Source organism: Gordonia sp. B8661-1 (genome assembly GCF_059427765.1).
Genome location: NZ_JCAHRL010000002.1, coordinates 258,903 through 281,219, shown reverse-complemented (window position 1 = coordinate 281,219; position 22,317 = coordinate 258,903). Strand labels below are relative to the sequence as shown.

The 22,317-nt window shown below is 66.9% G+C and carries 24 protein-coding genes and 1 tRNA gene; 10 read left to right on the top strand and 15 right to left on the bottom strand.

What is annotated here, in order from left to right:
* Nucleotides 1-47: 47 nt before the first annotated feature.
* The 5 genes from AC4JJG_RS05235 to AC4JJG_RS05215 all read right to left on the bottom strand — a co-directional run bounded on the left by AC4JJG_RS05235 (nt 48) and on the right by AC4JJG_RS05215 (nt 3,550).
* Complete coding sequence (locus AC4JJG_RS05235) at nt 48-743, bottom strand: Rv3103c transmembrane domain-containing protein (RefSeq protein WP_495399879.1); 696 nt, start codon at nt 741-743, stop codon at nt 48-50.
* On the bottom strand, nt 736-1,713 hold the full coding sequence (locus AC4JJG_RS05230) for a mechanosensitive ion channel family protein (protein ID WP_495399878.1): 978 nt from the start codon (nt 1,711-1,713) through the stop codon (nt 736-738). The genes AC4JJG_RS05235 and AC4JJG_RS05230 overlap by 8 nt, the downstream gene beginning before the upstream one ends.
* On the bottom strand, nt 1,706-2,821 hold the full coding sequence (prfB, locus tag AC4JJG_RS05225; protein WP_495399877.1) for a peptide chain release factor 2: 1,116 nt from the start codon (nt 2,819-2,821) through the stop codon (nt 1,706-1,708). Before prfB ends, AC4JJG_RS05230 begins: the two co-directional genes overlap by 8 nt.
* An 11-nt stretch (nt 2,822-2,832) precedes the next feature.
* Nucleotides 2,833-3,195, bottom strand: coding sequence for a hypothetical protein (locus tag AC4JJG_RS05220; RefSeq protein ID WP_495399876.1), 363 nt, complete (start codon nt 3,193-3,195; stop codon nt 2,833-2,835).
* A gap of 61 nt (nt 3,196-3,256) precedes the next feature.
* The gene (locus AC4JJG_RS05215; protein ID WP_495399875.1) at nt 3,257-3,550 is read right to left on the bottom strand and encodes a hypothetical protein; all 294 of its coding nucleotides are present in this window, start codon (nt 3,548-3,550) and stop codon (nt 3,257-3,259) included.
* A gap of 19 nt (nt 3,551-3,569) precedes the next feature.
* Here AC4JJG_RS05215 and hisN point away from each other — a divergent pair, with 19 nt between their 5' ends.
* A complete protein-coding gene (gene hisN / locus AC4JJG_RS05210; protein WP_495399874.1) occupies nt 3,570-4,367 on the top strand; it encodes a histidinol-phosphatase in 798 nt (265 codons plus the stop codon).
* An 89-nt stretch (nt 4,368-4,456) separates the two neighbouring features.
* On the opposite strand, the gene AC4JJG_RS05205 is transcribed toward hisN, so the two are convergent.
* Both AC4JJG_RS05205 and AC4JJG_RS05200 read right to left on the bottom strand, forming a co-directional pair.
* Nucleotides 4,457-5,116 (bottom strand): MBL fold metallo-hydrolase, encoded by a 660-nt coding sequence (locus AC4JJG_RS05205; protein WP_495399873.1) that lies wholly within the window; start codon nt 5,114-5,116, stop codon nt 4,457-4,459.
* Nucleotides 5,117-5,147: 31 nt separating this feature from the next.
* Nucleotides 5,148-5,612, bottom strand: a complete 465-nt coding sequence (locus tag AC4JJG_RS05200) for a DUF2752 domain-containing protein (RefSeq protein ID WP_495399872.1) — start codon at nt 5,610-5,612, stop codon at nt 5,148-5,150.
* 101 nt (nt 5,613-5,713) lie between these two features.
* Between AC4JJG_RS05200 and AC4JJG_RS05195 the strand changes: the two genes are divergently transcribed.
* From AC4JJG_RS05195 to AC4JJG_RS05185, 3 genes are all read left to right on the top strand, one after another.
* Nucleotides 5,714-7,087, top strand: coding sequence for an acyl-CoA dehydrogenase family protein (locus AC4JJG_RS05195; protein ID WP_495399871.1), 1,374 nt, complete (start codon nt 5,714-5,716; stop codon nt 7,085-7,087).
* 25 nt (nt 7,088-7,112) lie between these two features.
* Nucleotides 7,113-8,333 carry an acyl-CoA dehydrogenase family protein gene (locus AC4JJG_RS05190; RefSeq protein WP_495399870.1) on the top strand — a complete coding sequence of 407 codons (1,221 nt, stop codon included), beginning with the start codon at nt 7,113-7,115 and terminating at the stop codon, nt 8,331-8,333.
* 276 nt (nt 8,334-8,609) lie between these two features.
* Nucleotides 8,610-9,323, top strand: coding sequence for a hypothetical protein (locus tag AC4JJG_RS05185; protein WP_495399869.1), 714 nt, complete (start codon nt 8,610-8,612; stop codon nt 9,321-9,323).
* A 47-nt stretch (nt 9,324-9,370) separates the two neighbouring features.
* On the opposite strand, the gene crcB is transcribed toward AC4JJG_RS05185, so the two are convergent.
* From crcB to AC4JJG_RS05160, 5 genes are all read right to left on the bottom strand, one after another.
* Nucleotides 9,371-9,736, bottom strand: coding sequence for a fluoride efflux transporter CrcB (crcB, locus tag AC4JJG_RS05180; RefSeq protein WP_495399868.1), 366 nt, complete (start codon nt 9,734-9,736; stop codon nt 9,371-9,373).
* A complete protein-coding gene (locus AC4JJG_RS05175; RefSeq protein ID WP_495399867.1) occupies nt 9,733-10,191 on the bottom strand; it encodes a fluoride efflux transporter FluC in 459 nt (152 codons plus the stop codon). The genes crcB and AC4JJG_RS05175 overlap by 4 nt, the downstream gene beginning before the upstream one ends.
* A gap of 40 nt (nt 10,192-10,231) precedes the next feature.
* Nucleotides 10,232-12,112 (bottom strand): propionyl-CoA synthetase, encoded by a 1,881-nt coding sequence (locus AC4JJG_RS05170; protein WP_495399866.1) that lies wholly within the window; start codon nt 12,110-12,112, stop codon nt 10,232-10,234.
* Nucleotides 12,113-12,269: 157 nt separating this feature from the next.
* Nucleotides 12,270-12,518 carry a DUF2630 family protein gene (locus AC4JJG_RS05165; protein WP_495399865.1) on the bottom strand — a complete coding sequence of 83 codons (249 nt, stop codon included), beginning with the start codon at nt 12,516-12,518 and terminating at the stop codon, nt 12,270-12,272.
* A 39-nt stretch (nt 12,519-12,557) separates the two neighbouring features.
* Nucleotides 12,558-13,046 (bottom strand): MarR family winged helix-turn-helix transcriptional regulator, encoded by a 489-nt coding sequence (locus tag AC4JJG_RS05160; protein ID WP_495399864.1) that lies wholly within the window; start codon nt 13,044-13,046, stop codon nt 12,558-12,560.
* Between the two features lie 92 nt (nt 13,047-13,138).
* On the opposite strand from AC4JJG_RS05160, the gene AC4JJG_RS05155 reads away from it, so the two are divergent.
* Nucleotides 13,139-13,981, top strand: a complete 843-nt coding sequence (locus AC4JJG_RS05155; RefSeq protein ID WP_495399863.1) for an alpha/beta fold hydrolase — start codon at nt 13,139-13,141, stop codon at nt 13,979-13,981.
* A gap of 12 nt (nt 13,982-13,993) precedes the next feature.
* Here the strand turns inward: AC4JJG_RS05155 and AC4JJG_RS05150 are convergent, their stop codons facing one another.
* The gene (locus AC4JJG_RS05150; RefSeq protein ID WP_495400484.1) at nt 13,994-14,581 is read right to left on the bottom strand and encodes a TetR/AcrR family transcriptional regulator; all 588 of its coding nucleotides are present in this window, start codon (nt 14,579-14,581) and stop codon (nt 13,994-13,996) included.
* A 259-nt stretch (nt 14,582-14,840) separates the two neighbouring features.
* Here AC4JJG_RS05150 and AC4JJG_RS05145 point away from each other — a divergent pair, with 259 nt between their 5' ends.
* Genes AC4JJG_RS05145 through AC4JJG_RS05130 form a run of 4 tightly spaced genes read left to right on the top strand, consistent with a single transcriptional unit; the run spans nt 14,841 to nt 19,099 of the window.
* Nucleotides 14,841-15,686 carry an SDR family NAD(P)-dependent oxidoreductase gene (locus AC4JJG_RS05145; RefSeq protein WP_495399862.1) on the top strand — a complete coding sequence of 282 codons (846 nt, stop codon included), beginning with the start codon at nt 14,841-14,843 and terminating at the stop codon, nt 15,684-15,686.
* Entirely contained in the window at nt 15,683-17,080 is a 1,398-nt protein-coding gene (locus AC4JJG_RS05140; protein ID WP_495399861.1) for a flavin-containing monooxygenase, read from the top strand. Before AC4JJG_RS05145 ends, AC4JJG_RS05140 begins: the two co-directional genes overlap by 4 nt.
* Nucleotides 17,081-17,105: 25 nt before the next feature.
* Nucleotides 17,106-18,170 carry an alpha/beta hydrolase gene (locus AC4JJG_RS05135; RefSeq protein ID WP_495399860.1) on the top strand — a complete coding sequence of 355 codons (1,065 nt, stop codon included), beginning with the start codon at nt 17,106-17,108 and terminating at the stop codon, nt 18,168-18,170.
* A 23-nt stretch (nt 18,171-18,193) separates the two neighbouring features.
* The gene (locus tag AC4JJG_RS05130; RefSeq protein ID WP_495405744.1) at nt 18,194-19,099 is read left to right on the top strand and encodes an SGNH/GDSL hydrolase family protein; all 906 of its coding nucleotides are present in this window, start codon (nt 18,194-18,196) and stop codon (nt 19,097-19,099) included.
* Nucleotides 19,100-19,145: 46 nt separating this feature from the next.
* On the opposite strand, the gene AC4JJG_RS05125 is transcribed toward AC4JJG_RS05130, so the two are convergent.
* The gene (locus AC4JJG_RS05125; protein WP_495399858.1) at nt 19,146-21,023 is read right to left on the bottom strand and encodes an alkyl/aryl-sulfatase; all 1,878 of its coding nucleotides are present in this window, start codon (nt 21,021-21,023) and stop codon (nt 19,146-19,148) included.
* A gap of 97 nt (nt 21,024-21,120) precedes the next feature.
* Here AC4JJG_RS05125 and AC4JJG_RS05120 point away from each other — a divergent pair, with 97 nt between their 5' ends.
* On the top strand, nt 21,121-22,116 hold the full coding sequence (locus AC4JJG_RS05120; RefSeq protein ID WP_495399857.1) for an esterase/lipase family protein: 996 nt from the start codon (nt 21,121-21,123) through the stop codon (nt 22,114-22,116).
* A gap of 60 nt (nt 22,117-22,176) precedes the next feature.
* Here AC4JJG_RS05120 and AC4JJG_RS05115 read toward each other — a convergent pair.
* A tRNA-Met gene (locus AC4JJG_RS05115) sits at nt 22,177-22,250 on the bottom strand.
* Between the last annotated feature and the right edge of the window lie 67 nt (nt 22,251-22,317).

The window sequence follows — 22,317 nt, the reverse complement described above, 5'->3', positions numbered from 1 at the left end:
AGTCTAGCGACGGGTCCTGAGAGGACCCTGCACCCGACACGCGTCGATCAGCGTTCCGGCACCTCGGACGTCTGACCAGGTAGACCGAAGTTCGGCACGGTGACACCGGGCAGACCCGGCACCGAACGCCCGGTCGTCGGCGGTGTGGACCGCGATCCGGTCTCCTCACCGCCGGTGTTCGGTCCGTCCGTGCCCTCGGCCGGGGTGGTCTCCGTGGTATCCGACGGGTTCAGGGACTCGTCCGGGCTCGTCGGCGACACACTGGTCTCCGAGGTCGTCGGCGACTCCTCCACCGGCGGTGGAACGTACGGCGTGGTGGTGGCCGGCGGCCGGGGTGCGGGTGCAGGCTCGACGATGCCGTAGCGCTCGGAGGTGTAGCCGTACAGCATCAGCAGCCCCACGAACACACCCACCAGCAACGCGGTGCTCGTCCGGATACGCGTATGGGGGATGTATCCCCAGTCCTCCCACGGGAAATGAATCCGTCCGGGCTTACGCGCGGAGTCCTTCCCGGATGCGTCGTCGCCGGAATTCGCGTTCTCCAGATCGGGATCCGCGGTGTCGAGCGGTGGTGTCTGACCGGCGTCCGGCACGTCGCCGGGCGCCGTCAGGTCGGGAAGAGTCTCGTCGGGTTCCGGCGGCAGCGGCATCCGCTCGGTGGCCCGCCGCACGTTGTGGGACGGCGGATCCTTACGCTGCGACGGGTCGTTCGGGGACGAGGGGTCCTTCGCATCGTCAGTCATGTGAGGCCTTCTCCTCTCCCGCTCGTCGGGTCGCGCGATCCTTGCCGCCGTCCTCCAGTGACGTCGGTGGCGCCGACGCGTACCGCACGTCGTGCCCGGGGGCGATGGTGATGCCCGCGCGGGCCAGACTCCGGATGATGCGCACGCGCAGGGCGCGACTCAGGTCGAACTGCATGCCGGGCAGGGTGCGGGCCACCATCCGGATGGTGATCGAGTCGAGTTCCATGTCGATGACGCCGAGCGGCGCGGGAGCGTCGAGCAGACGATCGTGGAAGCGCGGGTCGGCGTAGAACTCCTTGCCGACCGCCTCGAGGATCTCGTTCACCTTGCTCACGTCGACCTCGGCCGGGATCGGGATGTCGACGACGGCCCGTGCCCAGTCCTTGGACAGGTTGGTCGCCTTGATGATCTGGCCGTTCGGCACCGTATCCAGCTCGCCGTCGGTCGTCCGGAGTTTGGTCACACGCAGGGTGACGTCCTCGACGGTGCCCTCGGAGATCACGTTGCTCGTGAGCGACAGCCGCACCACGTCGCCATAGCCGTACTGCTTCTCGGTGACGATGAAGAATCCGGCCAGCAGATCCTGGACCACTCGCTGCGCACCGAAACCCAGTGCGGCACCGAGGATTGCGCCGGGACCGACGAGGCCACTGATCGGCACACCGAAGACCCCGAGGATCTGGAGGCCGCAGAGGAAGACGACGAGCGAGATGAGTGTCCACCGCACCACGTCCACGACGGCGCGCTGATGTTTGGCGCGCTCGGTCCGCACCAGCATCTCGCTGCCCTCGAACTGGCTCTCGATGCTGTGCGCGTATTTGGTGCCGGCCCACCCGATGAAGCGGATGAGAATGGCGGCGCCCAGGATCCAGAGAACGATCTCCAGACCGCTGGTCGCGACCCAGCGGAACAGCCGGTCCGCGCCGAATGACCCGACTTCCGCCACGTGGAAGCTGTACGGATCAACCATCGGCGCCCGCCATCCGCCAGCGGATGCCGGCCTCGATGAACTCGTCGATGTCTCCGTCGAGGATCGCGGTCGGGTTGTTGCTCTCCACGTTGGTGCGCAGATCCTTCACCATCTGATACGGGTGCAGCACATACGAGCGCATCTGATTGCCCCAGCTGGACCCGCCGTCGCCCTTGAGGGCGTCGAGCTCGGCGCGCTCCTCCTGACGTTTGCGTTCGAGCAGCTTCGCCTGCAGCACCCGCATCGCGGACGCCTTGTTCTGCAGCTGGCTCTTCTCGTTCTGACAGGTCACGACGATGCCGGTCGGCGTATGGGTGAGACGGACCGCGGAGTCGGTGGTGTTCACCGACTGTCCTCCCGGACCCGACGAGCGGTACACATCCACCTTCACGTCGTTCTCGTCGATGTCGATGTGGTCGGTGGTTTCCACCACCGGCAGCACCTCGACCTCGGCGAAGGACGTCTGACGACGGCCCTGGTTGTCGAACGGGCTGATGCGCACCAGCCGGTGGGTGCCCTGTTCGATCGACAGCGTGCCGTACATATAGGGCGCCTTGACCGCGAAGGTCGCCGACTTCAGCCCGGCCTCCTCGGCGTAGGAGGTGTCGTAGACCTCGACGCCGTAGCCGTGCTGCTCGGCCCAGCGGACATACATCCGCATCAGCATCTGCGCCCAGTCGGCGGCGTCCACGCCACCCGCACCGGAGCGGATGTTGACGAGGGCGTCGCGCTGGTCGTATTCGCCCGCCAGCATCGTCTTGACCTCCATGGCCTCGACGTCGGCGCGGAGGGTGGTCCGTTCCTCGTCGGCGTCCGCCAGAGCCGCCGTCTGATCGTCGCCCTCCTCGGCCTCGGCGAGCTCGTACAGCACCGGCAGGTCGTCGAGGCGCTGGCGCAGCTCGGTCACCTTGCGGAACTCGGACTGCGCATGGGACAGCTCGCTGGTCACCCGCTGAGCGTGTTCCTGGTCGTTCCAGAGATCAGGATCGGAGGCCTGCATCTCCAGCTCGTCGATGCGCCGGCGCAGTTCGTCGAGGTCGAGCACCTTCTCGACCGTGGTCAAGGTGGTGCCGATGGATTCGAGATCTGCGGTTACGTCGGGATGCACGATCATCTAGCTTACTGGCTCGGCAGCCGGCCGAACCGCCACGTGGTCATCGCCTTGCCCGGCTTGTACATCACCGGCAGGTCGGCCCCCACCTGCGGCCAGGGCTCGGACTCGCCCAGCACCAGCGTTCCGTACACCTCGGTGGGTGCGGTCTCGGGACCGACGATCGTCCCGGACAGCGTGCAGAACCGTTCGCCCTTCGCATCGCCCTGATCCGGACGGTCGCTGACCCCGGTCACGGTCAGATTGCCCTCGACGAACTGCGACGCGCGTTTCGCGTCGAGCGGGCGCGGGTTCTGACTGCGCTGCCGCTGATACAGGATCGCCACGAGCAGAGCCGCCAACATCAGACTGAATGCCACCGCAAGCCACATGCGTCCAGCCTACCGACCGGAATGCCGGATATCGGGCGTCCGCAATCAGTGGTGCCCGACCTCAGCCCTGCCGTCGGCGCTTTCGGCGGATCCTGATGACCGGATCGTCGTCGTAGAGGTGATCGTCGTCCGGGAAGTCGTCGCCGACGATCAGTGAGTTGCCCTCGTCGACGCCGACACCTCGTTCGTCGGCACCCGCCGGAAACGAATTCCAGCGCCCCAGTCCGGGGTCGTAGTCCACGAAGCCTCCCGGCCGCCGCTGTTTGCGTCGCGCGTAGACCAGGAGAACGGCGGGGGTGATCGTCACACCGATCATCCCCAGGATGATCAAGGTGTTCGCCACCGCGTCGCTCATGGCCCGATAACCTACCCGCATGCCCCGCGAATCATTGGTCGACGACCTGGAATTGGCCCTGTCGATCGCCGACTCGGCCGACGCGCTGACCATGGAACGGTTCGGCGCGGTCGACCTGCGCGTCGATGCCAAACCGGATCTCACCCCGGTGTCCGATGCCGACCTGGATTGCGAAAAGATGGTGCGGCAACGACTTTCGGCCCGACGGCCCGGCGACGCGGTCCTCGGGGAGGAATTCGGCGGCGACGCGATCCTCGAGGGCAGACAGTGGGTGGTCGATCCGATCGACGGAACGAAGAACTTCGTGCGCGGGGTGCCCGTCTGGGCCACCCTGATCGCCCTGCTCATCGACGGTGTCCCGCGGGTCGGCGTGGTGTCGGCCCCGGCGTTGCGCCGGCGCTGGTGGGCCGCAGAAGGACTCGGGGCCTTCGGTTCCTTCGACGACCAGGAGATGCCCCGCAGGCTGTCGGTGTCAGGTGTGCGTGAACTCGGCTCGTCGAGCCTCGCGTTCTCCAGCCTGTCGGGCTGGGCCGAGCGGGGCATCCGCGACGACTTCATCGCGCTCACCGACGACGTCTGGCGGGTCCGGGGCTACGGGGACTTCTACAACTACTGTCTCGTCGCCGAGGGGGCCGTGGACATCGCCGCCGAACCCGAGGTGTCCCTCTGGGACCTCGCCGCACTGGACATCCTGGTACGGGAGGCTGGGGGACGCTTCACCGCTCTCGACGGCACCGAAGGCCCTGCGGGCGGCAGCGCCGTCGCCACCAACTCGCTGCTGCACGACGACGTCCTGAATCGCCTCCGATCTGCCTGACGCTCACCGGGTTCGCTCCTGCTCCCCTGATCAGGTGAGCAGGAGCGAAACGCGTGCGCTAGAACGTGCCGTGGTCACACGTGACGCGTTCAGAAGTCGCGTGCCGACTCCGGATCCAGCGCCACGAATTCGGTTCTGTCGTCCTTCATTTCGGTGAGGCGCCCGTAATGGATGCCCGTTCCGGCGTCGGACAGGATCGCCTGGTGGATGGGTACGGCCACGCGCGGGGCCATCGCCCGCAGATAGTCGACCGATTCACTGAGCTTCATCCAGGGCGCGGCCGACGGCAACGCGAGGATGTCGACGGCCTCGAACGGGATGTAGAACGAGTCGCCCGGATGCATGAAGGCCCCGCGCCGATCGTCGGTGTCGAGCACGTAGGCCACGTTGTCGACGACGGGAAGCTCCGGGTGGATCACCGCGTGGCGTCCGCCGGTGGCGCGCGCCGTCACGTCGCCGACGGTGATCTCGGTGCCCACGTGCGCCGCTCCCCACGCACCGGCGACGTCATCGCCGTTCAGCTGCGCCGCCGTCTGCGGATCGGCGAAGAGCGCCGCTTCCGGATTGCCCGCGACCAGATCCGGCAGCCTGGCCACGTCGCAGTGGTCCGGGTGTTGGTGCGTGATGAGGATCGCGTCGAGCCCGGTGAGCCCCTCGTATCCGTTGGAGAGTGTGCCCGGGTCGAACAGGATGCGGGCGTCGTCGGTTTCCACCAGCAGACAGGAGTGGCCGAAGTGTGTGATCTGCATGGCTCCACTCTTCCACCGCGCGGGCCGATCGTCAGCCGGTGATGTCCGGGAAAATCCCCCATCCGGCCGCGGCGTCGGCGATGCGCACCAGACCGTAGCCGAACCACACGGCGACGATCCCGAACGCGATCGGATGCGTGAGCATTCGCGACAGTCCGGCCATCACGGTCCCGCCGCGGACGAGCGCCCATGCCGCGGCGAGTGTCGCCAGCACCGTCACCGCGAGAAAGACGGGACCGAAGAGATTGAAGGAGAAGGCCGAGATCACGTCACCGTGCGCCAGGGCGACCCAGCTGCGCGTCAGTCCGCAGGCGGGACACGGTAGGCCGGTCATCCGCCGGAACGGACACAGATCCGGCCCCGATGCGACGGCGGCGGGCGTCAGCAGCGCGGCCACCGCGACGGCGGTCACGCCAACACCGGTGACCACTGCGGCGGAGAGCCGTCCGGGCTGCGCACCGGCGGGCCGCGCGGCCGGTCCTTCGGTGAAGATCACCGTTCCAGGGTAGACGTTCGCGACAGGGGCGTGACAAGCTTCTTACTCAGTAGTAAGGTCGTTCCTTACTAGTCAGTAAGTTCAACGAACAGCTGGGGATCATGACAACGCATACCGAACCGCGCGACACCTCTGCCGTCGGCAAGAATCCGCATCGCCGCAATGTGATCGGCACTGCCATGCGCGTGCTCAGCACCGTCGCAGGCTCCGAGTTCGCCGAGAAGTACAACCTCCGCGAACCGCTCAACCGGGTCGCCTACCAGGGCACCAAGACCTGCTTCCAGACACTCGGCGCGGCCAACCGTGCGTTCAAGGCCGCCCAGGGCGGCTCGAAGGGCGACGCCAAGCGCCTGGCCGCCACCCCCAAGGACTACTTCAACCTGACGCCGGACGACGAGCAGCAGATGATCGCCGAGACGGTGAAGGACTTCGCCGTCGAGATCCTGCGCCCGGCTGCCGCCGACGCCGACACCAAGGCCGAGACCCCGGAGGAGATCCGGAAGCGCTCGGCGGAACTCGGCATCACGATGATCAACGTGCCCGAGGATTTCGAGGGCGCCGCCACCGAACGTGGCGTGGTCACCAACGCGCTCGTCGCCGAGGCCATGGCGTACGGCGACATGGGTCTGGCCCTCCCGCTGCTCGCGCCGAGCGGTGTCGCGACGACCCTCACCAACTTCGGCAGCGACGCCCAGCAGCGCACCTACCTCCCGGACTTCGCCGGCGAGAACGTGCCGCAGTCGGCCGTGGTGATCGCCGAGCCGAAGCCGCTCTTCGACGCCTTCAATCTCGACACCAAGGCCACCCGGGTACCCAGCGGCTACCGCCTCAACGGCGTGAAATCCTTTGTGCCGGCAGCTGGTTCGTCCGAGCTGTTCATCGTCGGCGCCCAGCTCGACGGACGGCCCGCGCTGTTCGTCGTCGAGTCCGACACCAAGGGCCTGATCGTCGAGGCCGATCCGGGCATGGGCGTCCGTGCCGCAGGTATGGGCCGTCTGCTCCTGCAGGATGTAGCCGTGCCTGCGTCGGCTCTGCTCGGCGAGGCCGAGGGCGACGCGGCCTTCGCCGCCTACCGCGATGTCGTCCGCCTCTCGCGCCTGGGCTGGTCGGCGTTGGCGGCCGGTACCGCGCGTGCCGTCCTCGACTACGTGGTGCCCTACGTCAACGAGCGTGAGGCCTTCGGCGAGCCGATCTCGAACCGTCAGGCGGTGGCCTTCATGGTCGCCACCATCGCGACCGAGGCCGACTCCATCCGGCTGGTCACCCTGCGTGGCGCGGCACGTGCCGAGCAGGGACTGTCCTTCGCCCGCGAGGCGGCGCTGGCCCGCAAGCTGACCATCGACAAGGGCCTGCAGATCGGCCTCGACGGCGTGCAGCTGCTCGGTGGCCACGGCTTCACCAAGGAACATCCGGTCGAGCGCTGGTACCGCGACCTTCGGGGCGCGGGCATCGGCGAGGGCATCGTCGTCCTCTGACGGCTGCGATCCGAGGGATACACACATGAGCATCAATCTGGAACTGCCGAAGAAGCTCGGCGTCACCATCGACCAGGCGCATCAGGCGGCGGCCGAGATCTTCCGGCCCATCTCGCGCAAATACGATCTGCGCGAACATGATTACCCGGTGGAGCTGGACACGCTCGCCAGCCTGTACGACGGTCTCGCCGAAGCCGGACAGGCCGGCGCGGGTGCCGACGGCGGTCGCAGCCAGCAGCCGAGCAAGCCGCGCGCCGAGGGTGCCGTGGTCAACGGTGGCAACATGCAGTCGGTCATCAACACGATGGAGACGTCGTGGGGCGACGTCGGCCTCATGCTGACCATCCCCTACCAGGGGCTCGGCAACGCGGCCATCGCCGCCGTCGCCACCGACGAGCAACTCGCACGCTTCGGCAAGGTGTGGGCCGCGATGGCCATCACGGAGCCGAGCTTCGGCTCGGACTCGGCCGCCGTCTCCACCACGGCCACTCTCGACGGCGACGAGTATGTCATCAACGGCGAGAAGATCTTCGTGACCGCCGGTTCGCGGGCCACCCACATCGTGGTGTGGGCGACCGTCGACAAGAGCCTGGGCCGTGCGGCCATCAAGAGCTTCGTGGTGCCGCGTGAGCACCCGGGCGTCGAGGTGGCGCGTCTCGAGCACAAGCTCGGCATCCGTGTGTCCGACACCGCCGTCATCCGTTTCGACAACTGCCGCATTCCGAAGGACAACCTGCTCGGTTCACCGGAAGTGGACGTGCAGAAGGGTTTTGCCGGGGTCATGCAGACCTTCGACAACACCCGTCCGATGGTCGCCGGCATGGCCGTGGGTGTCGCTCGCGCGGCACTCGAGGAGTTGCGGCGCATCCTGGAGGACGCGGGCATCGAGATCGACTACGACCGGCCCGCCGCCGATCAGACCGCCGCCGCCGCCGAGTTCATCCGGATGGAGTCCGACTTCGAGGCCGCCTACCTGCACACCATGCGGGCCGCCTGGATGGCCGACAACAAGCAGCCGAACTCCCTCGAGGCCTCGATGTCGAAGGCCAAGGCCGGCCGCACCGGCACCGACATCACCAACAAGGTGGTCGAGCTGACCGGCACCCTCGGATACTCCGAACGGCTCCTGGTGGAGAAGTGGGCCCGCGACTCGAAGATCCTGGACATCTTCGAGGGCACGCAGCAGATCCAGCAGCTCATCATCGCCCGCCGGGTGCTGAACAAGAGCAGCGCCGAACTGAAGTAAACGGCCTCACAACATTCAGTCGACCGACTTAGTCGGTCGACTGAATGATTTTTGGGGTCACTCCCTGGTAGGTTCGCTCCGACCCGGACGGCAACGGGCCGTCGGGGCATCCAAGTCGGGGAGACTTCTACAGTGATTCGTCACCACACGAATTTCAGAACACTTTCGATACGCGCGATCGCGGCTGCGATCACGGTCACGGCCGCCGTGCAGTTCGGTGGGACCGCTCAACAGGCACGGGCCGCGGCGCCCACTCCGGCCGTCCACAGTGTGGCCGTGCCGGCGATACCCGTCGCGGCCGCCTCGATCATCACGCCCTACGCCAGCTCGATCATCACGCCCTACTGGGCACCGGCCGCCAAGCAACGTCATGGGAAACCGCAGGCCAACCGGGGGGCGTTCACGCGCGCCGAACAGACCCGGATCGCCATCGCCGCATTCGGCGGCTTTGCCGCCGGCACCGCCATCGGAGTCGGGTTGACCCTGCTCATCGCGCTGCCCGTCGGTGTGGCGGCGGCTCTCGTCGGCGGCGGCATCGGAGCAGCAATCGGATTCGGCGTGGGCGGTCCGGTATCCGCGTTCGGAGGCGGGATCATCGGAGCCTCGATCGGCGGACTTCTGGGAACCGTGGTGACCGCCGTGCCGCTCGCCTGGGGAATCCCCATCGCCGGCGCGGTAATCGCAGGCGACCGTGCCATCAAGGACATCCAGCGAGAGAAGGCCCGTAAAGGCAAGCGCGGCAAGCCCTCTCCGCGTATGCGCGCCGAGCAGGACATCCCGCATCTGCCGACCGCGGATGAGGCACTGACAACGGTCCACCGGATCGGCACGTCGGTCCGGCAGGCCGTCGACGCAGGCAAGGCACAGGACACCGCAGAGGTGAAGCGGCAGGTCGATACAGCGATCGACTCGGTGCAGAAGCAGATCCCGGGACCGGCGGCCAAGCCTTTGCAGGATCTGCGCACCCTCATCGGGAGCCTCCCCTCCTGAGGCACCTCTGCACCGTTCGCGAACGCTGCAACGTTCAGCGGACGGTGTCAGATCCACCACGCTATGAGAAGGCCTGACAGACAGCCGGTTACGCTCCCGGCGACAGTGCTCATCACATAGCCGAGGGCGGCGGTCCGCCTGGATTGTTGGACCAGGCGGACCGTCTCCAGGCTTGCCGTGCTGAAGGTGGTGAATCCACCACAGAAGCCGGTGCCGACGACCGCTTTCAGGTCGTCGGGCACCGCGTGGAACAGCACGGCACCGGCGACGATCCCGATCACGAGTGATCCGGTCAGGTTGATGAGCAGAGTGGCCCACGGCCAGCGTCGCCACCGTTGGCGCAGGGCTCCGTCCACGACGAAGCGAGCCACCGCGCCCAGCGCACCGGCCACCATCACCGCGACGGCGATCACGCCCGACTCCGGGACAATCGTTCCGCGACAACGATTCCCGCCCACGCGAGCACCACACCGGCGGCGATGCTCACCACCGCGTAGGTGATCGCGAGCCCGTAGGCGTGATCACGTCCGAGCAGGGATATCTCCAGCGCGAAGGTGCTGTAGGTGGTGAAGGCGCCGCACAGGCCGGTACCTCCGAACAAACGCGCGCGCAACCGCCACCCGTCGTCGGCACCACGACGCGCGAGCGACTCCAACAGCACTCCGAGGACGAAGGCGCCGCACAGGTTGATCATGAAGGTCGCCCATGGCCAGGACGCTGCCGGCGTGGGCCACAGTTCCTCGAGCCCATAGCGCAGCCCGGTGCCGATCGCTCCGCCCGCGAAGACCCATGCGAGCGCGGACGGGCGCACGTGCAGCGGCGGTGTGTCCGGATCGAGTGGCAGTTCGGGGTGGGAGTCGGCGGTCATATGGTCCGAACGCTATACCGCCGACCCACCTTTCGCGCCGTCAGCCCCGAAGTTGTCTGGCGAGCGCGTCGAGGACGTCCGGATCCTCGATCGTCGAGGGCACCGTGTACTCCTCGTCGTCGGCAATCTGCCGCATCGTCTTGCGCAGGATCTTGCCGGAACGGGTTTTCGGCAGTGCCGGCACCACGGTGACGTCACGGAAGGTCGCGACGGCGCCGATCTCGTCGCGCACCTTGGCCACGAGTTCGTCGCGCAGCACGTCGGGTTCGATCTCCACGCCCGCCTTGAGGACGACGTAGCCGCTGGGCCGCTGGCCCTTCAGGTCGTCGTGGATGCCGACGACCGCGCATTCGGCGACCGCCGGATGCGCGGCGACCACGGCTTCGATGCTGCCCGTCGAAAGGCGGTGTCCGGCAACGTTGATCACGTCGTCCGAGCGTCCGAGCACGAAGACGTATCCGTCGGCGTCCAGATATCCGGAGTCGCCGGTGAGGTAGTAGCCCTCGAAGGCCGACAGGTAGGACTTGTGGTAGCGCTCCTCGTCGCGCCACAGCCCGGCGAGGGTCCCCGGCGGGAGGGGCAGTGCGATCACGATGTTGCCCTCCTCGTCCGCGCCGAGCGGGTTCCCTTCCGCGTCCACGACGCCGACGCGATACCCGGGCACCGGCACCGTGGGTGAGCCCGCCTTGAGCGGCATCGGTTCCAGGCCACGGAGATTCGCGGCGATCGCCCAGCCGGTCTCGGTCTGCCACCAGTGATCGACCACCGGAACGCCGAGGACCGACGACGCCCATGCAAAGGTGTCCGGATCGAGCCGCTCCCCCGCCGCGAACAGCGTACGCAGCGAGGAGATGTCGTAGTTGGCGAGTTCGGCGGCATCGGGATCGGCCTTGCGGATGGCACGGATCGCGGTGGGCGCGGTGAAGAGTGCGTTGACCCCATGGTCGGCGACGACCCGCCAGAACGCGCCGGCGTCGGGGGTTCCGACCGGCTTGCCCTCGTACATGACCGTCGTGGCTCCCACCAGCAGCGGACCGTAGACGATGTAGGAGTGGCCGACGACCCAGCCCACGTCGGAGGCGGTCCACCAGATATCACCGGGCTCGATGCCGTAGATGTTGCCCATCGACCAGGTGAGCGCGACGGCGTGGCCGCCGTTGTCGCGCACCACTCCCTTGGGCTTTCCGGTGGTTCCCGACGTGTACAGGATGTACAGCGGATCGGTCGCGGCCACCGTCACCGGATCGGCGGGCCGGGCCGCCGCGATCTGTTCGTCCCAGTCCAGCCATCCGTCATGATCGGCTGCGCTGCCGGGGATCTCGGCACGGTTCTTGACGATGATGGTCTCCGGCGGCGACGCGGACAGCTCCAGCGCCTTGGCGACCATCGGCAGATATTCGACGGTGCGCCCGGGCTCGAGACCGCCCGATGCGGTGACGATGGCGACGGGTTCCGCATCGTCGATGCGGGTGGCGAGTTCGGGAGCCGCGAAGCCGCCGAACACCACCGAGTGCACCGCACCGATCCGCGCGCATGCCAGCATCGCGATCGCGGCCTCGGGGATCATCGGCATGTAGATGATGACGCGGTCCCCCGCGGTGACACCGGCCGCTGCCAGCACGCCGGCGAAGCGCGACACCTCGTCGAGCAGCTGCGCGTAGGTGTAGGTGCGCTGCTCGCCGACCATCGCGGAGTCCCAGATGAGCGCGGGCCGATCGCCGTGTCCGGCCGCGACGTGCCGGTCGAGTGCGTTGTACGAGGTGTTCAGCGTTGCGTCGGGGAACCAGCGGTAGCTCGGTGCCGACGAATCGTCGAGGGCACGCGTCGGTGGCGAGATCCAGTCGACGCCCTCCGCGGCCGACAGCCAGAAGCCCTCGGGATCGTCCGCCGCCTGCGTGAACGCGTCGCTGTACCTACCCATCGCCAACCCTCTCATCGAGACATCTCGCATGCCGACGGATGTTGACCCGCCGCGCATCGAGGGTAGCGGTGTGATCGTTGCCACGCCGTTGGAACGACGCTCGTGCGGCGGACGGCGGGTAGGCGTCGGCAAACGGTCGTCGCCGACGCCGCGGAGCTCAGTCCAGGTAGTTCTCGACGACGTTGCGTGGGCGCACGGTGGCGTCGTTCGGGTTCTCGCCCGCATCCCGCCTGCCCTGACGCTGACGCAGAAGATCCCAGCACTGGTCGAGCGCGGCCTCCACATCACGCAGCCGCGCGTTCTCCTCCTGGCGTGAGATCTCGCCCTGGCCGAGTGCGCTGCGCAGCTCGTGTTCCTCGTTGATCAGTTCGTTGATGTGTTCGTGGATCGACTTGTCGGTGGCCATGGGTCCACGGTAGCGCCGAGGCGTCCGCTCGGCCGGTGCTCAGAGCGATCGGACGTCGTCGACCGTGTCGGTCATCCGGTCAAGGAACCGGCGCACCACGGCGATCTCCGATTCGGTGAATTCCTCGATCACGCCGACGGCCCGATCGATCAGCGGGCCGAAGAAGCTGTCCCCCATCCGGACCGCGCGGTCGGTGACGGTGAGGTGGACGCGGCGACGATCGGCCGGATCACGCTCCCGAGCAACGAGACCCGCGTTCTCCATACGATCGAGCAGGGCTGTCACCGCCGCCGAACCGAGCGCCAGCCGTTCGGCGAGTAGCCCCGGATTCGCCGACTCCCCGGCACGTTCGCAATCCAGCAGCACGATGAGTGCCCGGATATCGGTCTGGTGCAGACGGTGCCGGGCGGCGAACTCGGCGCCGAACATCTGCAGCCCGACGGTCAGGGCCCGCACACGGTGGATCACATCGTGTTCGACTCTCAGTTCCGGTCGACTCCCGGCTCCCGACGACCGCGCGGTGCTCATTCGCACAATCTATCCCGCGCGTCGCCGTCGGGACTCGGGTACTGTCTCGATCATCGAATAATTCGATGATCGAGATATCAGGAGGGGTGCACGTGAGCGACCGATTCTCCGCCGCGTATCAGCGATTGCTGGATCGATGGCCGACCGGCACCACCGAGCGGATGATCGCGGGGAGTTTCAGCGACACCCACGTCACCGAGGCCGGGCCCGACGGCGACGGGCCTCCCGCCCTGCTGATCTCCGGTGGCGGTGCGACCGGAATGGCGTGGACCACCCTGTCGGCATGCCTTGCCGACCGTCGGCGGATCATCGCCCCCGACCTTCCGGGCGATCCGGGTCGCAGCATCACGCGCGAACGGCTGCGCACCGTCGACGACCTGAACCGGTGGATCGACGAAATCCTCGACGACTGCGGCACAACAGAAGTCGACATCGTCGGACAGTCCTACGGTTCGATGATCGCCCTGGCCTACGCCCTCGCCCGGCCTGCACGCGTGAGCCACCTCGTGCTCCTCGAACCGAACTCCTGCTTTGCCGGCATGCGGCCGAACTACCTCCTGCACGCCATACCGATTCTCGTGCGCCCCAACGAACGACGTATGCGACGTTTCCTCGCCTGGGAGACCGGCAACGCGGATCTCGATCCCGACTGGGTCGATGTCATCGCATTCGGCGCCGAGGATTTCCCGAACGCGCGGCCCGTGGTGCCGAAACGACCGGGACGTGACCGGCTCGCCACTCTCGCCGACACCCCGGTGTCCGTGGTCTTGGCACCGAACAGCAAGGTACACAACGTCGTTCACGTCGCGGAGCGTGTGCGAACACTGCTCCCCTCCGCAACTGTGACGACCTTGCCGACCGGTACGCACCACGCGCTGCCGATGGCACCGCACGACGATCTCGTGCGCGTGATCACCGACGGACTGGCTCGCTGACCGGACCGTTGGTCAGCGCGTGGCGAAACCCACGATCGCGGAGGACAGGACGTCGAGCGATCGGCGGGCCGTATCCACATCACGATCGCCCAGCCACGCCAATGTCGTTCCGGACATGGTGATGGCCACCATGCGGGCCAGCGCAGGCACCGGAACATCCCAGCTGATTCCGAAGCGATCGGCGGTCTGAGTCAGCAAACGTTCCGCGATCTCCCCGTACTGCTGGAACTGCCATCGATTCAGCGCACCCGGATCATCGCCCGCACCGAGGTCGAGCACCATGAGATCGGTCAGCACCATCTGACGGTCGGCATTCTCGATCGCCACATCGAAGATCCGGTTCAGGATCAACTCCACGGTCTCCTCGAGACTCTCCGGCACGTCTTCGAGGTTGAGCAGATGCCCCGTCTGTTCGGCGAGAACCGTCCGGCTCAACTCCCTGAGCAATTCGTCCTTCGAGCGGAACGCATAGTGGAACGCGCCCTGCGGCATCTCCGCCTGCGCACACACCGCGCGCGTACTGGCGCCCGACACTCCGTCGCGGGCGATCACCTCGAACGCCGCGGCAACCAGACGCTGCCGACGCTCCTCGACCTTCATCACTGACCGACGCCTCCATCCACCCACGATTGCGCGGGCACCTGTCCCCTTGTGCCCTCGATCCTCGAACAGTCTACGAACCACACCCAATCACGTGGCTCCGGCAAATCTTTAACACACCGGAAACCGGAAATACCTTCCACTAACAACTGGTCTTCGCTATCGTTCACACTTAGGTCAGTTGACCAAGGCAGTCGACAGACTTATGTTTCGGCGGTGTGCCCCGCCGATCAGCTCACCGAACGACAAAGGAGGCGCGATGTCCCCTCAACGACTCATCCTGATCACCGGAGCAGCCGGTGCGATAGGCCAGGAGGTCGCACAGCGCCACGCGGCACGCGGGTTCCGGATCCTGGCGGCCGAGCGCAGCACACGCCTGGCTCAGGAAGCGGTCGACGGCATCGGGCCCGCCGCGACGCCGGTCGTCTGCGACCTGACCGATCCGGCCGACGTGGACCGGCTGTCCCGCCAGATCATCGACGAATGGGCACACGACCTCGACGTGTGTTTCCTGAACGCGGGCATCATCGTGCCGGGCGACGTGGTCGACATCGCTCCCGAAACCATCGACCTGCACCTCGACGTGATGCTGCGATCGACCGCGAAGCTCGCCCGCGCGGCCGCGATCGCCATGATCGGGCGGGGGTCGGGGCACATCGTGGCCACCGTGTCCCAGGGCGCCGTGCTCAGCCTCCCCGGTTCCGCCGCCTACTCCGCGGCAAAGGCGGGATTGCGTGCGTACCTGGGTGCCCTGCACCTGGAACTGGCGCCGCAGGGCGTGACGGTGAGCGGCATCTATCCCAGCGCGGTCGACACCCCGATGCTCTATCACGAGGCGACCCACGGCGGCAGTCTGCTGAACTTCGTCGGCTCGATCTCGACCGTCGAAGACGTCGCCGACGCGGTGGATGCGGCGATCGGCCGCGGGCGTGCCGAACTGTTCGTGCCCCGAGGAGACGGTTACACAACCCGTCTGCTGCAATGCTTTCCGCGCCTGACGAAACTCATACTGCCGACGGTGAACCGCATCGGCGAACGCGGGCGCGTCCGGTACCTCGCCACCACCAGCACCCGTCCCGTCGCCTCCGAGGAGGCAGGACGATGAGCGAGCAGACCAGCGACCGTCCGCCGCTCGGCGAGGACATCACCGATCGATCGGACGCCGTCGCCATCATCGGCGCGGGACCGGCCGGACTGAGCGCGGCCCGCCTCTTCCGCAAATACGGCATCGACTACGACCACTTCGAGCGGCACAGCGCCGTCGGCGGACTCTGGGACATCGACAATCCCGGCAGCCCGATGTACGAGAGCGCACATTTCATCTCGTCACGCGACGTATCCGGGTTCTACGACTTCCCGATGCCCACCTACTTCGGGGACTACCCGACGCGACAGCAGATACTCTCCTACACAGTTGATTTCGCGCGGACCTTCGGCTTGGAGAAGGTCATCGAGTTCAGTACCCCGGTCACCTCCGTGACACCCGACCCGGATCGGGCCGGCCTATGGCTCGTCCGACCCGGGAGTGGGCCGCCGCGACGGTACCGGGCGGTGGTCTGCGCCACCGGCACCAACTGGCACCCCCGCACGCCCGTGCATCCCGGGACCTTCGACGGCGAGATCCGGCACGCCATCACCCACCGGAGTGCCGGCGACTTCGCCGGTAAACGTGTTCTGGTGATCGGACTGGGCAACTCCGGAGCCGACATCGGGTGCGATGCCGCGCAGGCGGCCGACGCCGCGTTCGTCAGTGTGCGCCGTGGATATCACATTGTGCCCAAACACATCTTCGGCATACCGGCCGATGCGTTCGACAAATCAGGTGCCGCGTTGCCGCGCTGGATCGAACGCCCCCTCGTCACCGGACTGCTGCGGTTGATCGTCGGCGACATCACGAGATGGGGACTGCCGAAGCCCGACCACAAATTGTTCGAATCCCATCCACTGCTGAACAGCCAACTGCTGCACCATCTTCAACACGGTGACATCACAGTGAAGGGCGACGTCGAACGGTTCGACGGGCCGGATGTGGTGTTCACGGACGGGAGCCGCGAGCAGATCGACCTGGTCCTCTATGCGACCGGTTACGAGATGCGCATCCCGTACGTCGAGCCACAGTTGTTCGAATGGACGGGAGACCGTCCCGCGCAGTACCTCACCGCCTTCAATCGGCGGCATCACAACCTCTTCACACTCGGCTTCGTCGAGGTGAACTCGAGCGCGTTCACGCTGTTCGACAACATCTCCAACCTGATCGCACAGTATCTGCGGGATCAGACGTCACGTCCCCAGCACGCTCATGCCTTCGATCAATTGATCCGCACCGACCATCCCGACCTGTCCGGCGGGCTGCGTCTCGTGCAATCCGCTCGGCACGCCGGTTACGTCGACGCGAAGGCGTACGACAAGACCATCCGGCGGGTACGCGAAACCGTCGGCTGGTCGGCCTTGGAGCCGCGCTTCGCCGATCACCTTCGCGTGCAGCCGTCCACTCTCTGATCCCGATATCTCAAGGAGCACAACCATGCCCACCACCGAAGAACTCACCCTGCCACCGATCGGCCGCGCGATGCGGGCGGTGTTGAAGTCCGTCCCCGTCGGCGTCTGGAACTGGCTCGGACGCAAGGCGCCCACCAATTCCCTCGGCCATCGACTGGCCCCCGAACTGGCCGGTGCCGTGGCGGTTCTCAACCGCATACCAGGAAACGACTTCTCCACGAAACCGATCCCCGAAGCACGCGCGCAACTCCGGGAAGAAGGCCTCCTCTTCGCGGACACGTTCCCGCCCTTCGCGATCGTCGACGACGAGATCCGTATCCCCGGTCCCGGTGGCGACATCCCGGCCACCCGCTACCGAGCCCACCACGGAGCGCCGCGCGGACTCATCGTCTACTTCCACGGCGGCGGTTGGGTTCTCGGCGACCGGGTGAGCACCGACTCCGCGGTTCGCTTCCTGGCCTCCTTCACCGGCGCCGACGTTCTGTCGGTCGACTATCGGCTGGCCCCGGAGCATCCGTTCCCCGCGGCCATCGAGGATGCGCTGGCCGCATACGAGTACGCCGTCGACAAGTGCCGCGACTGGGGCATCGCGCCGGATCGTCTGGTCGTCGCGGGCGACAGCGCGGGCGCGAACATCTCCGCGGTCCTCGGCATCGAACTGCGCGACCATCCGTTCCGTCCCTGCCTGCAGGTGCTGTTCAGCCCGTCGGTCGATCTCGCACATGAATCGGCCAGCTACGAGGAACTCGCGGACGGATTCTTCCTGACGCGCGATCAGATCCGTTGGTACAAGGAGCGATACCTCTCCGACCCGGCGCACGCCCTCGACCCGAGGGTCTCCCCCGCGCTGGCCGAGGACCACACGAATCTGCCGCCGGCCTATGTGGGGGTCGCCGGCTTCGACCCGCTCCGTGATGAGGGCATCGCCTACGCGAAAACCCTCACCGATGCGGGTAATCAGGTCACGCTGCACGTGGCGGGCTCGGTCATCCACCCCTACATCAACGTCACGGGATTCAGCAGTGCGGCGCGCGAGGCCGCCGAACATGCCGCCACGGCGATCGTCGCTGCCCTGGACGCGGTCGCATGACGACGTCGAGGCGCCGCCGGGCGGTGCGAGACACCCTGTCGGCGGTGATCGCCTCGGCGACGCTGGCCGCCACCGCGCTCGCCGGGGCGGTGGCCACGGCCGATACCCCGAAGTACACAGAGTATGTCGCCCTTGGTGATTCGTGGACCACGGACGTGCTCACAGCGTTCCCGGTCGTCGAACGCCGCACGCCGCTCGACTGCACCCAGTCGCCCACCGGCTACCCACGGCAGGTCGCACGCCAGTTGAAGGTCAGGACCTTCCGCGACGCGTCCTGCAGCGGCGCGGTCTCCCAGGACTTCTTCACCGCCCAGCGCGCAGAACTGGGCGGAGTCAATCCACCACAGGCCGATCGTCTCACCCCGACGACCGACCTGGTCACACTCGCCTTCGGCGGTAACGACACCGATTGGGCCATGACGCTTCAGACATGTCTCAGTCCGGTGGCGGTGAACCCGCCGGGCGGCGGCTGCCGGTCCCGCCACATCGTCGGGGGGCGGGACCGGTTGGCCGATTCTGTCGGAGCTGCCCAGGTGTCGATCACCCGGGTGGTCAAGGAGATTCAGCGTCGCTCACCGCGGGCGCGGATCGTGATCGTCAACTATCTGTCGGCCCTGCCGACGTCCCACCCGGAGCGATGCTGGCCCAGTCTGCCCATCGCGACGTCCGATGTGGTGTGGCTGAGTGACAAACTCCGGCAGATCAACACCATGCTGGGCGCGGTGGCCGCGAAGACGGGAGTCGAGGTGGCCGACACCTATGCGGCATCGGTCGGGCATGACATGTGCCGACCTGCCGGGGTGCGCTACCTGGAAGGGTTGTCGGTGACGTCAGCGGTCAACACCACGCCGCTGGCCTATCCATTCCATCCGAATCAGCTCGGCGCGGACGCTCAGGCCCGCACCGTGCTCCGGAAATTGGCGAAGTGATCGAGACCGGGCGGGCCGAACCACTCGGCCCGCCCGGCTCTTTCGATCAGGGCAGCACGATCTCGAACGCCGGGTCCGGGTCGTCGAGGACACCGACGAGGGTGCGCAGCACCGCATCGTCGCCACGAATCTCGAGCCCCGGACTGCTCAGGTCCCCCACGGCCAGCCCGAGCAGTCGCTGGGCGCGGGCGACGATCAGTTCGGTCGACGCCGGCTCGGCGCGGTCGTCGACGCGCCGGTGCACGAGGACACCATTGCGGAGCGAAAGCCGGTAGCGGACAGAGGGTTCCTCGATTACCACGTCGAACTCGATGTCGAGATCCCACGCTCGTGGCCCGTTCACGCGGATGGCCACCGAATCGAAGATCTGGTCCGGAGTCAGTTGGGCGAGCACGGTGGGCGATGTCGTGCTGACCGTCGTACCGTGATTGCCGTTCCGCAGTTCGGAGGCACCGACCAGGAAAAAGTTTCGCCACGTGGCGGTCTCGGCACCGTACCCGAGTTGCTCGAGGGTGTCGGCGTAGAGCGTGCGCGCACCGGAGTGCTGCGGGTCGGTGAAGACCGCATGATCCAGAAGGGTTGCGGCCCAGCGATAGTCACCGTCGTCGAAGGCCTGCTGCGCGATCTCGACGACTCGCTCGATACCACCCATCGCCGCGACGTACCGCGGCGCGAGCGCCTCCGGCGGGTGCGGCCACAGACGGGCGGGGTTGCCATCGAACCAGCCCATGTAGCGCTGGTAGATGGCCTTGATGTTGTGGCTCACCGAACCGTAGTAGCCACGGGCATGCCACGCGTTGGACAGCGCGGGTGGCAGCTCGAGGTCCTCGGCGATCTCGATGCCGGTGCGCCCCTGGTTCATCAGCCGCAACGTCTGATCGTGCAGGTACGAGTAGAGATCCCGCTGCAGCCCGAGATAGTCGACGACCTGGCCGCGGCCCCAGGTGGGCCAGTGGTGCGACGCATAGATGACGTCCATCCGATCACCGAACAGGTCGATGGCCTCGGTGAGATAGCCTGCCCACGACCGCGAATCACGAACCAGGGCACCTCGCAGGGTCACGAGGTTATGCAGATTGTGGCAGGCGTTCTCGGCGATGCAGAGGGCCTTGAACTTGTCGATGTAGAAATGCATCTCCGCGGGCGCCTCACTGTCCGGCGCCATCTGGAACTCGAGCCGCAGACCGTCGACGTCGAGGGTCTGCCCGGTGTGGGTGATGTCGACGGTCGGCGCCACGAAGGCGACCTCGCCGGTCGAGATGTTCTGTCCGAGACCGCATCCCACGTGACCGCGCGGATCGATGTCGATGCCCTTGCCGTACATGTAAGTCGCACGCCGGTTCATCGCCGTACCCGCGTAGACGTTTTCGGATACGGCGTGCTCGGCGAAACCCTCGGGCGCGATGACGATGACGCGCCCGGCGTCCACGTCCTCCTGAGTCGTCACCCCGAGTACGCCACCGAAATGGTCGACGTGGCTATGGGTATACAGCACGGCGACCACCCGGCGGTCGCCGCGGTGCTGCCGGTACAGCGCGAGTGCCGCCGCTGCCGTCTCCGTGGAGATCAGCGGATCGATGACGATGATCCCCTCATCCCCCTCGATGAAGGTGATGTTCGAGACGTCGAGACCACGCACCTGATAGATGCCCTCGACGACCTCGTACAGACCCTGCTTCCGGCAGAGTTGCCCCTGCCGCCACAGACTGGGGTGCACCGACTGCGGTGCGTCGGCATCGAGGAAACCGTAGGCATCGTTGTCCCACACCACACGTCCGTCGGCGGCGGCGACGACACCGGGCTGCAGAGCGGCGATGAAGCCCCGGTCGGCGTTCTCGAAGTCGACCGTGTCGTCGAAGGGCAGGGTGGCCAGATGATCGGCGTGCGCGGCGGCGGTCATCGGCGTCGGCGGATGTGCGTGCATTCGCACATTCTTCCATGCGGTCGATAATTCCAAACCGATTCCCGCCCGCCCGAGCGCTTGTTAGGTTGACGCCACATCGACGCGAGGGGGAGTTCAGATGATTTACCAGGGGAAACGCTCAGATCGTGACAGCGAAGGGAGTCGGGGCCGTCAAGGCAGGCGCAGTTTCGTCGGGCTGGCCGCGGTGATCGGCGCGGCGTGCCTGGCTTTCGGCCTCATGGCACCGGCCTCCGCGGCACCGCGCCCCAAGCTCCCGGAAACCTTCAACTTCCTGTCCGGAATCCCCGCCGAACTCACCAATCACGGCGGATCGCTGCCCGGGTCGAATGACTTCGGCTGCAAGCCATCCCGTGAGCATCCACGCCCGGTGGTCCTCGTCCACGGCACCGGCGGTGCACAGCAGACCAACTGGGGCGCCTATGTCGCGACGCTCGCCAATCGCGGCTACTGCGTCTTCGCGCCGACCTACGGGACGATCCCCGGCGTGCCCTGGCCGGGCACGGCGATCGGCGGCATGATGCCGATCGAGTACAGCGCCGCACAATTGAAGCGATACGTCGACCGCGTGCTGGCGGCCACCGGTGCCCGCACGGTCGATCTCGTCGGCCACTCGCAGGGCACCTTCATGCCCGGTTATTACCTGAAATACCTTGGCGGGTCCGACAAAGTCTCCAAGTACGTGTCCCTCGCGCCGCTCTGGCACGGCACTGCGCGCAGCCCCGTCACACCGGTCTTCGCCAAGGCCCTCGGCGCCAACCTGCCGATCTGCAATGCCTGCGGACAGATGATGGACGGCTCGGACATGGTCAGGAAGATCTGGAAGGGCGGCAGCCCGTACGTGAAGGGCGTCGACTACACGAACATCTCGACCCGTTACGACGAGCTCGTGCTCCCCTACACCAGCGGGCAGGTGCCGGGTCGTCGCGGAGAGTCGGTGCGCAACATCGTCGTTCAGGATTCCTGCGCCCGGGACTACAGCGAGCACGCCGGCCTCGCCGGCTCCCGCCGCACCGCGATGATGGTCCTCAACGCCCTCGACCCGGAGCATCCGGTTCGCGTGCCCTGCGAGTTCGTACCGCCGATCACCGGTTGATCGCCGGAGACGTAAAAGATTCAGGCCCGACCGGCTGTGCCGGTCGGGCCTGAATCGTAGTAGCGGGGACAGGATTTGAACCTGCGACCTCTGGGTTATGAGCCCAGCGAGCTACCGAGCTGCTCCACCCCGCGTTGGGTGAACACCACGTTACAGGTGGCCGGATCGCGGGTGCAAATCGGTTCCGGACAAAGCCCTGAT

What these genes read in the sequence shown, in the direction of transcription:
- AC4JJG_RS05140 (WP_495399861.1), top strand. Translation starts at nt 15,683, where the DNA reads ATGAGCGAGCAGACCAGCGACCGTCCGCCGCTCGGCGAGGACATCACC.
- AC4JJG_RS05145 (WP_495399862.1), top strand. Translation starts at nt 14,841, where the DNA reads ATGTCCCCTCAACGACTCATCCTGATCACCGGAGCAGCCGGTGCGATA.
- AC4JJG_RS05205 (WP_495399873.1), bottom strand. Translation starts at nt 5,116, where the DNA reads ATGCAGATCACACACTTCGGCCACTCCTGTCTGCTGGTGGAAACCGAC.
- AC4JJG_RS05215 (WP_495399875.1), bottom strand. Translation starts at nt 3,550, where the DNA reads ATGAGCGACGCGGTGGCGAACACCTTGATCATCCTGGGGATGATCGGT.
- AC4JJG_RS05220 (WP_495399876.1), bottom strand. Translation starts at nt 3,195, where the DNA reads ATGTGGCTTGCGGTGGCATTCAGTCTGATGTTGGCGGCTCTGCTCGTG.
- AC4JJG_RS05235 (WP_495399879.1), bottom strand. Translation starts at nt 743, where the DNA reads ATGACTGACGATGCGAAGGACCCCTCGTCCCCGAACGACCCGTCGCAG.
- AC4JJG_RS05165 (WP_495399865.1), bottom strand. Translation starts at nt 12,518, where the DNA reads ATGGCCACCGACAAGTCGATCCACGAACACATCAACGAACTGATCAAC.
- AC4JJG_RS05160 (WP_495399864.1), bottom strand. Translation starts at nt 13,046, where the DNA reads ATGAGCACCGCGCGGTCGTCGGGAGCCGGGAGTCGACCGGAACTGAGA.
- AC4JJG_RS05170 (WP_495399866.1), bottom strand. Translation starts at nt 12,112, where the DNA reads ATGGGTAGGTACAGCGACGCGTTCACGCAGGCGGCGGACGATCCCGAG.
- AC4JJG_RS05120 (WP_495399857.1), top strand. Translation starts at nt 21,121, where the DNA reads ATGATTTACCAGGGGAAACGCTCAGATCGTGACAGCGAAGGGAGTCGG.
- AC4JJG_RS05135 (WP_495399860.1), top strand. Translation starts at nt 17,106, where the DNA reads ATGCCCACCACCGAAGAACTCACCCTGCCACCGATCGGCCGCGCGATG.
- AC4JJG_RS05195 (WP_495399871.1), top strand. Translation starts at nt 5,714, where the DNA reads ATGACAACGCATACCGAACCGCGCGACACCTCTGCCGTCGGCAAGAAT.
- AC4JJG_RS05230 (WP_495399878.1), bottom strand. Translation starts at nt 1,713, where the DNA reads ATGGTTGATCCGTACAGCTTCCACGTGGCGGAAGTCGGGTCATTCGGC.
- AC4JJG_RS05190 (WP_495399870.1), top strand. Translation starts at nt 7,113, where the DNA reads ATGAGCATCAATCTGGAACTGCCGAAGAAGCTCGGCGTCACCATCGAC.
- AC4JJG_RS05150 (WP_495400484.1), bottom strand. Translation starts at nt 14,581, where the DNA reads ATGAAGGTCGAGGAGCGTCGGCAGCGTCTGGTTGCCGCGGCGTTCGAG.
- AC4JJG_RS05175 (WP_495399867.1), bottom strand. Translation starts at nt 10,191, where the DNA reads ATGACCGCCGACTCCCACCCCGAACTGCCACTCGATCCGGACACACCG.
- hisN (WP_495399874.1), top strand. Translation starts at nt 3,570, where the DNA reads ATGCCCCGCGAATCATTGGTCGACGACCTGGAATTGGCCCTGTCGATC.
- AC4JJG_RS05125 (WP_495399858.1), bottom strand. Translation starts at nt 21,023, where the DNA reads ATGCACGCACATCCGCCGACGCCGATGACCGCCGCCGCGCACGCCGAT.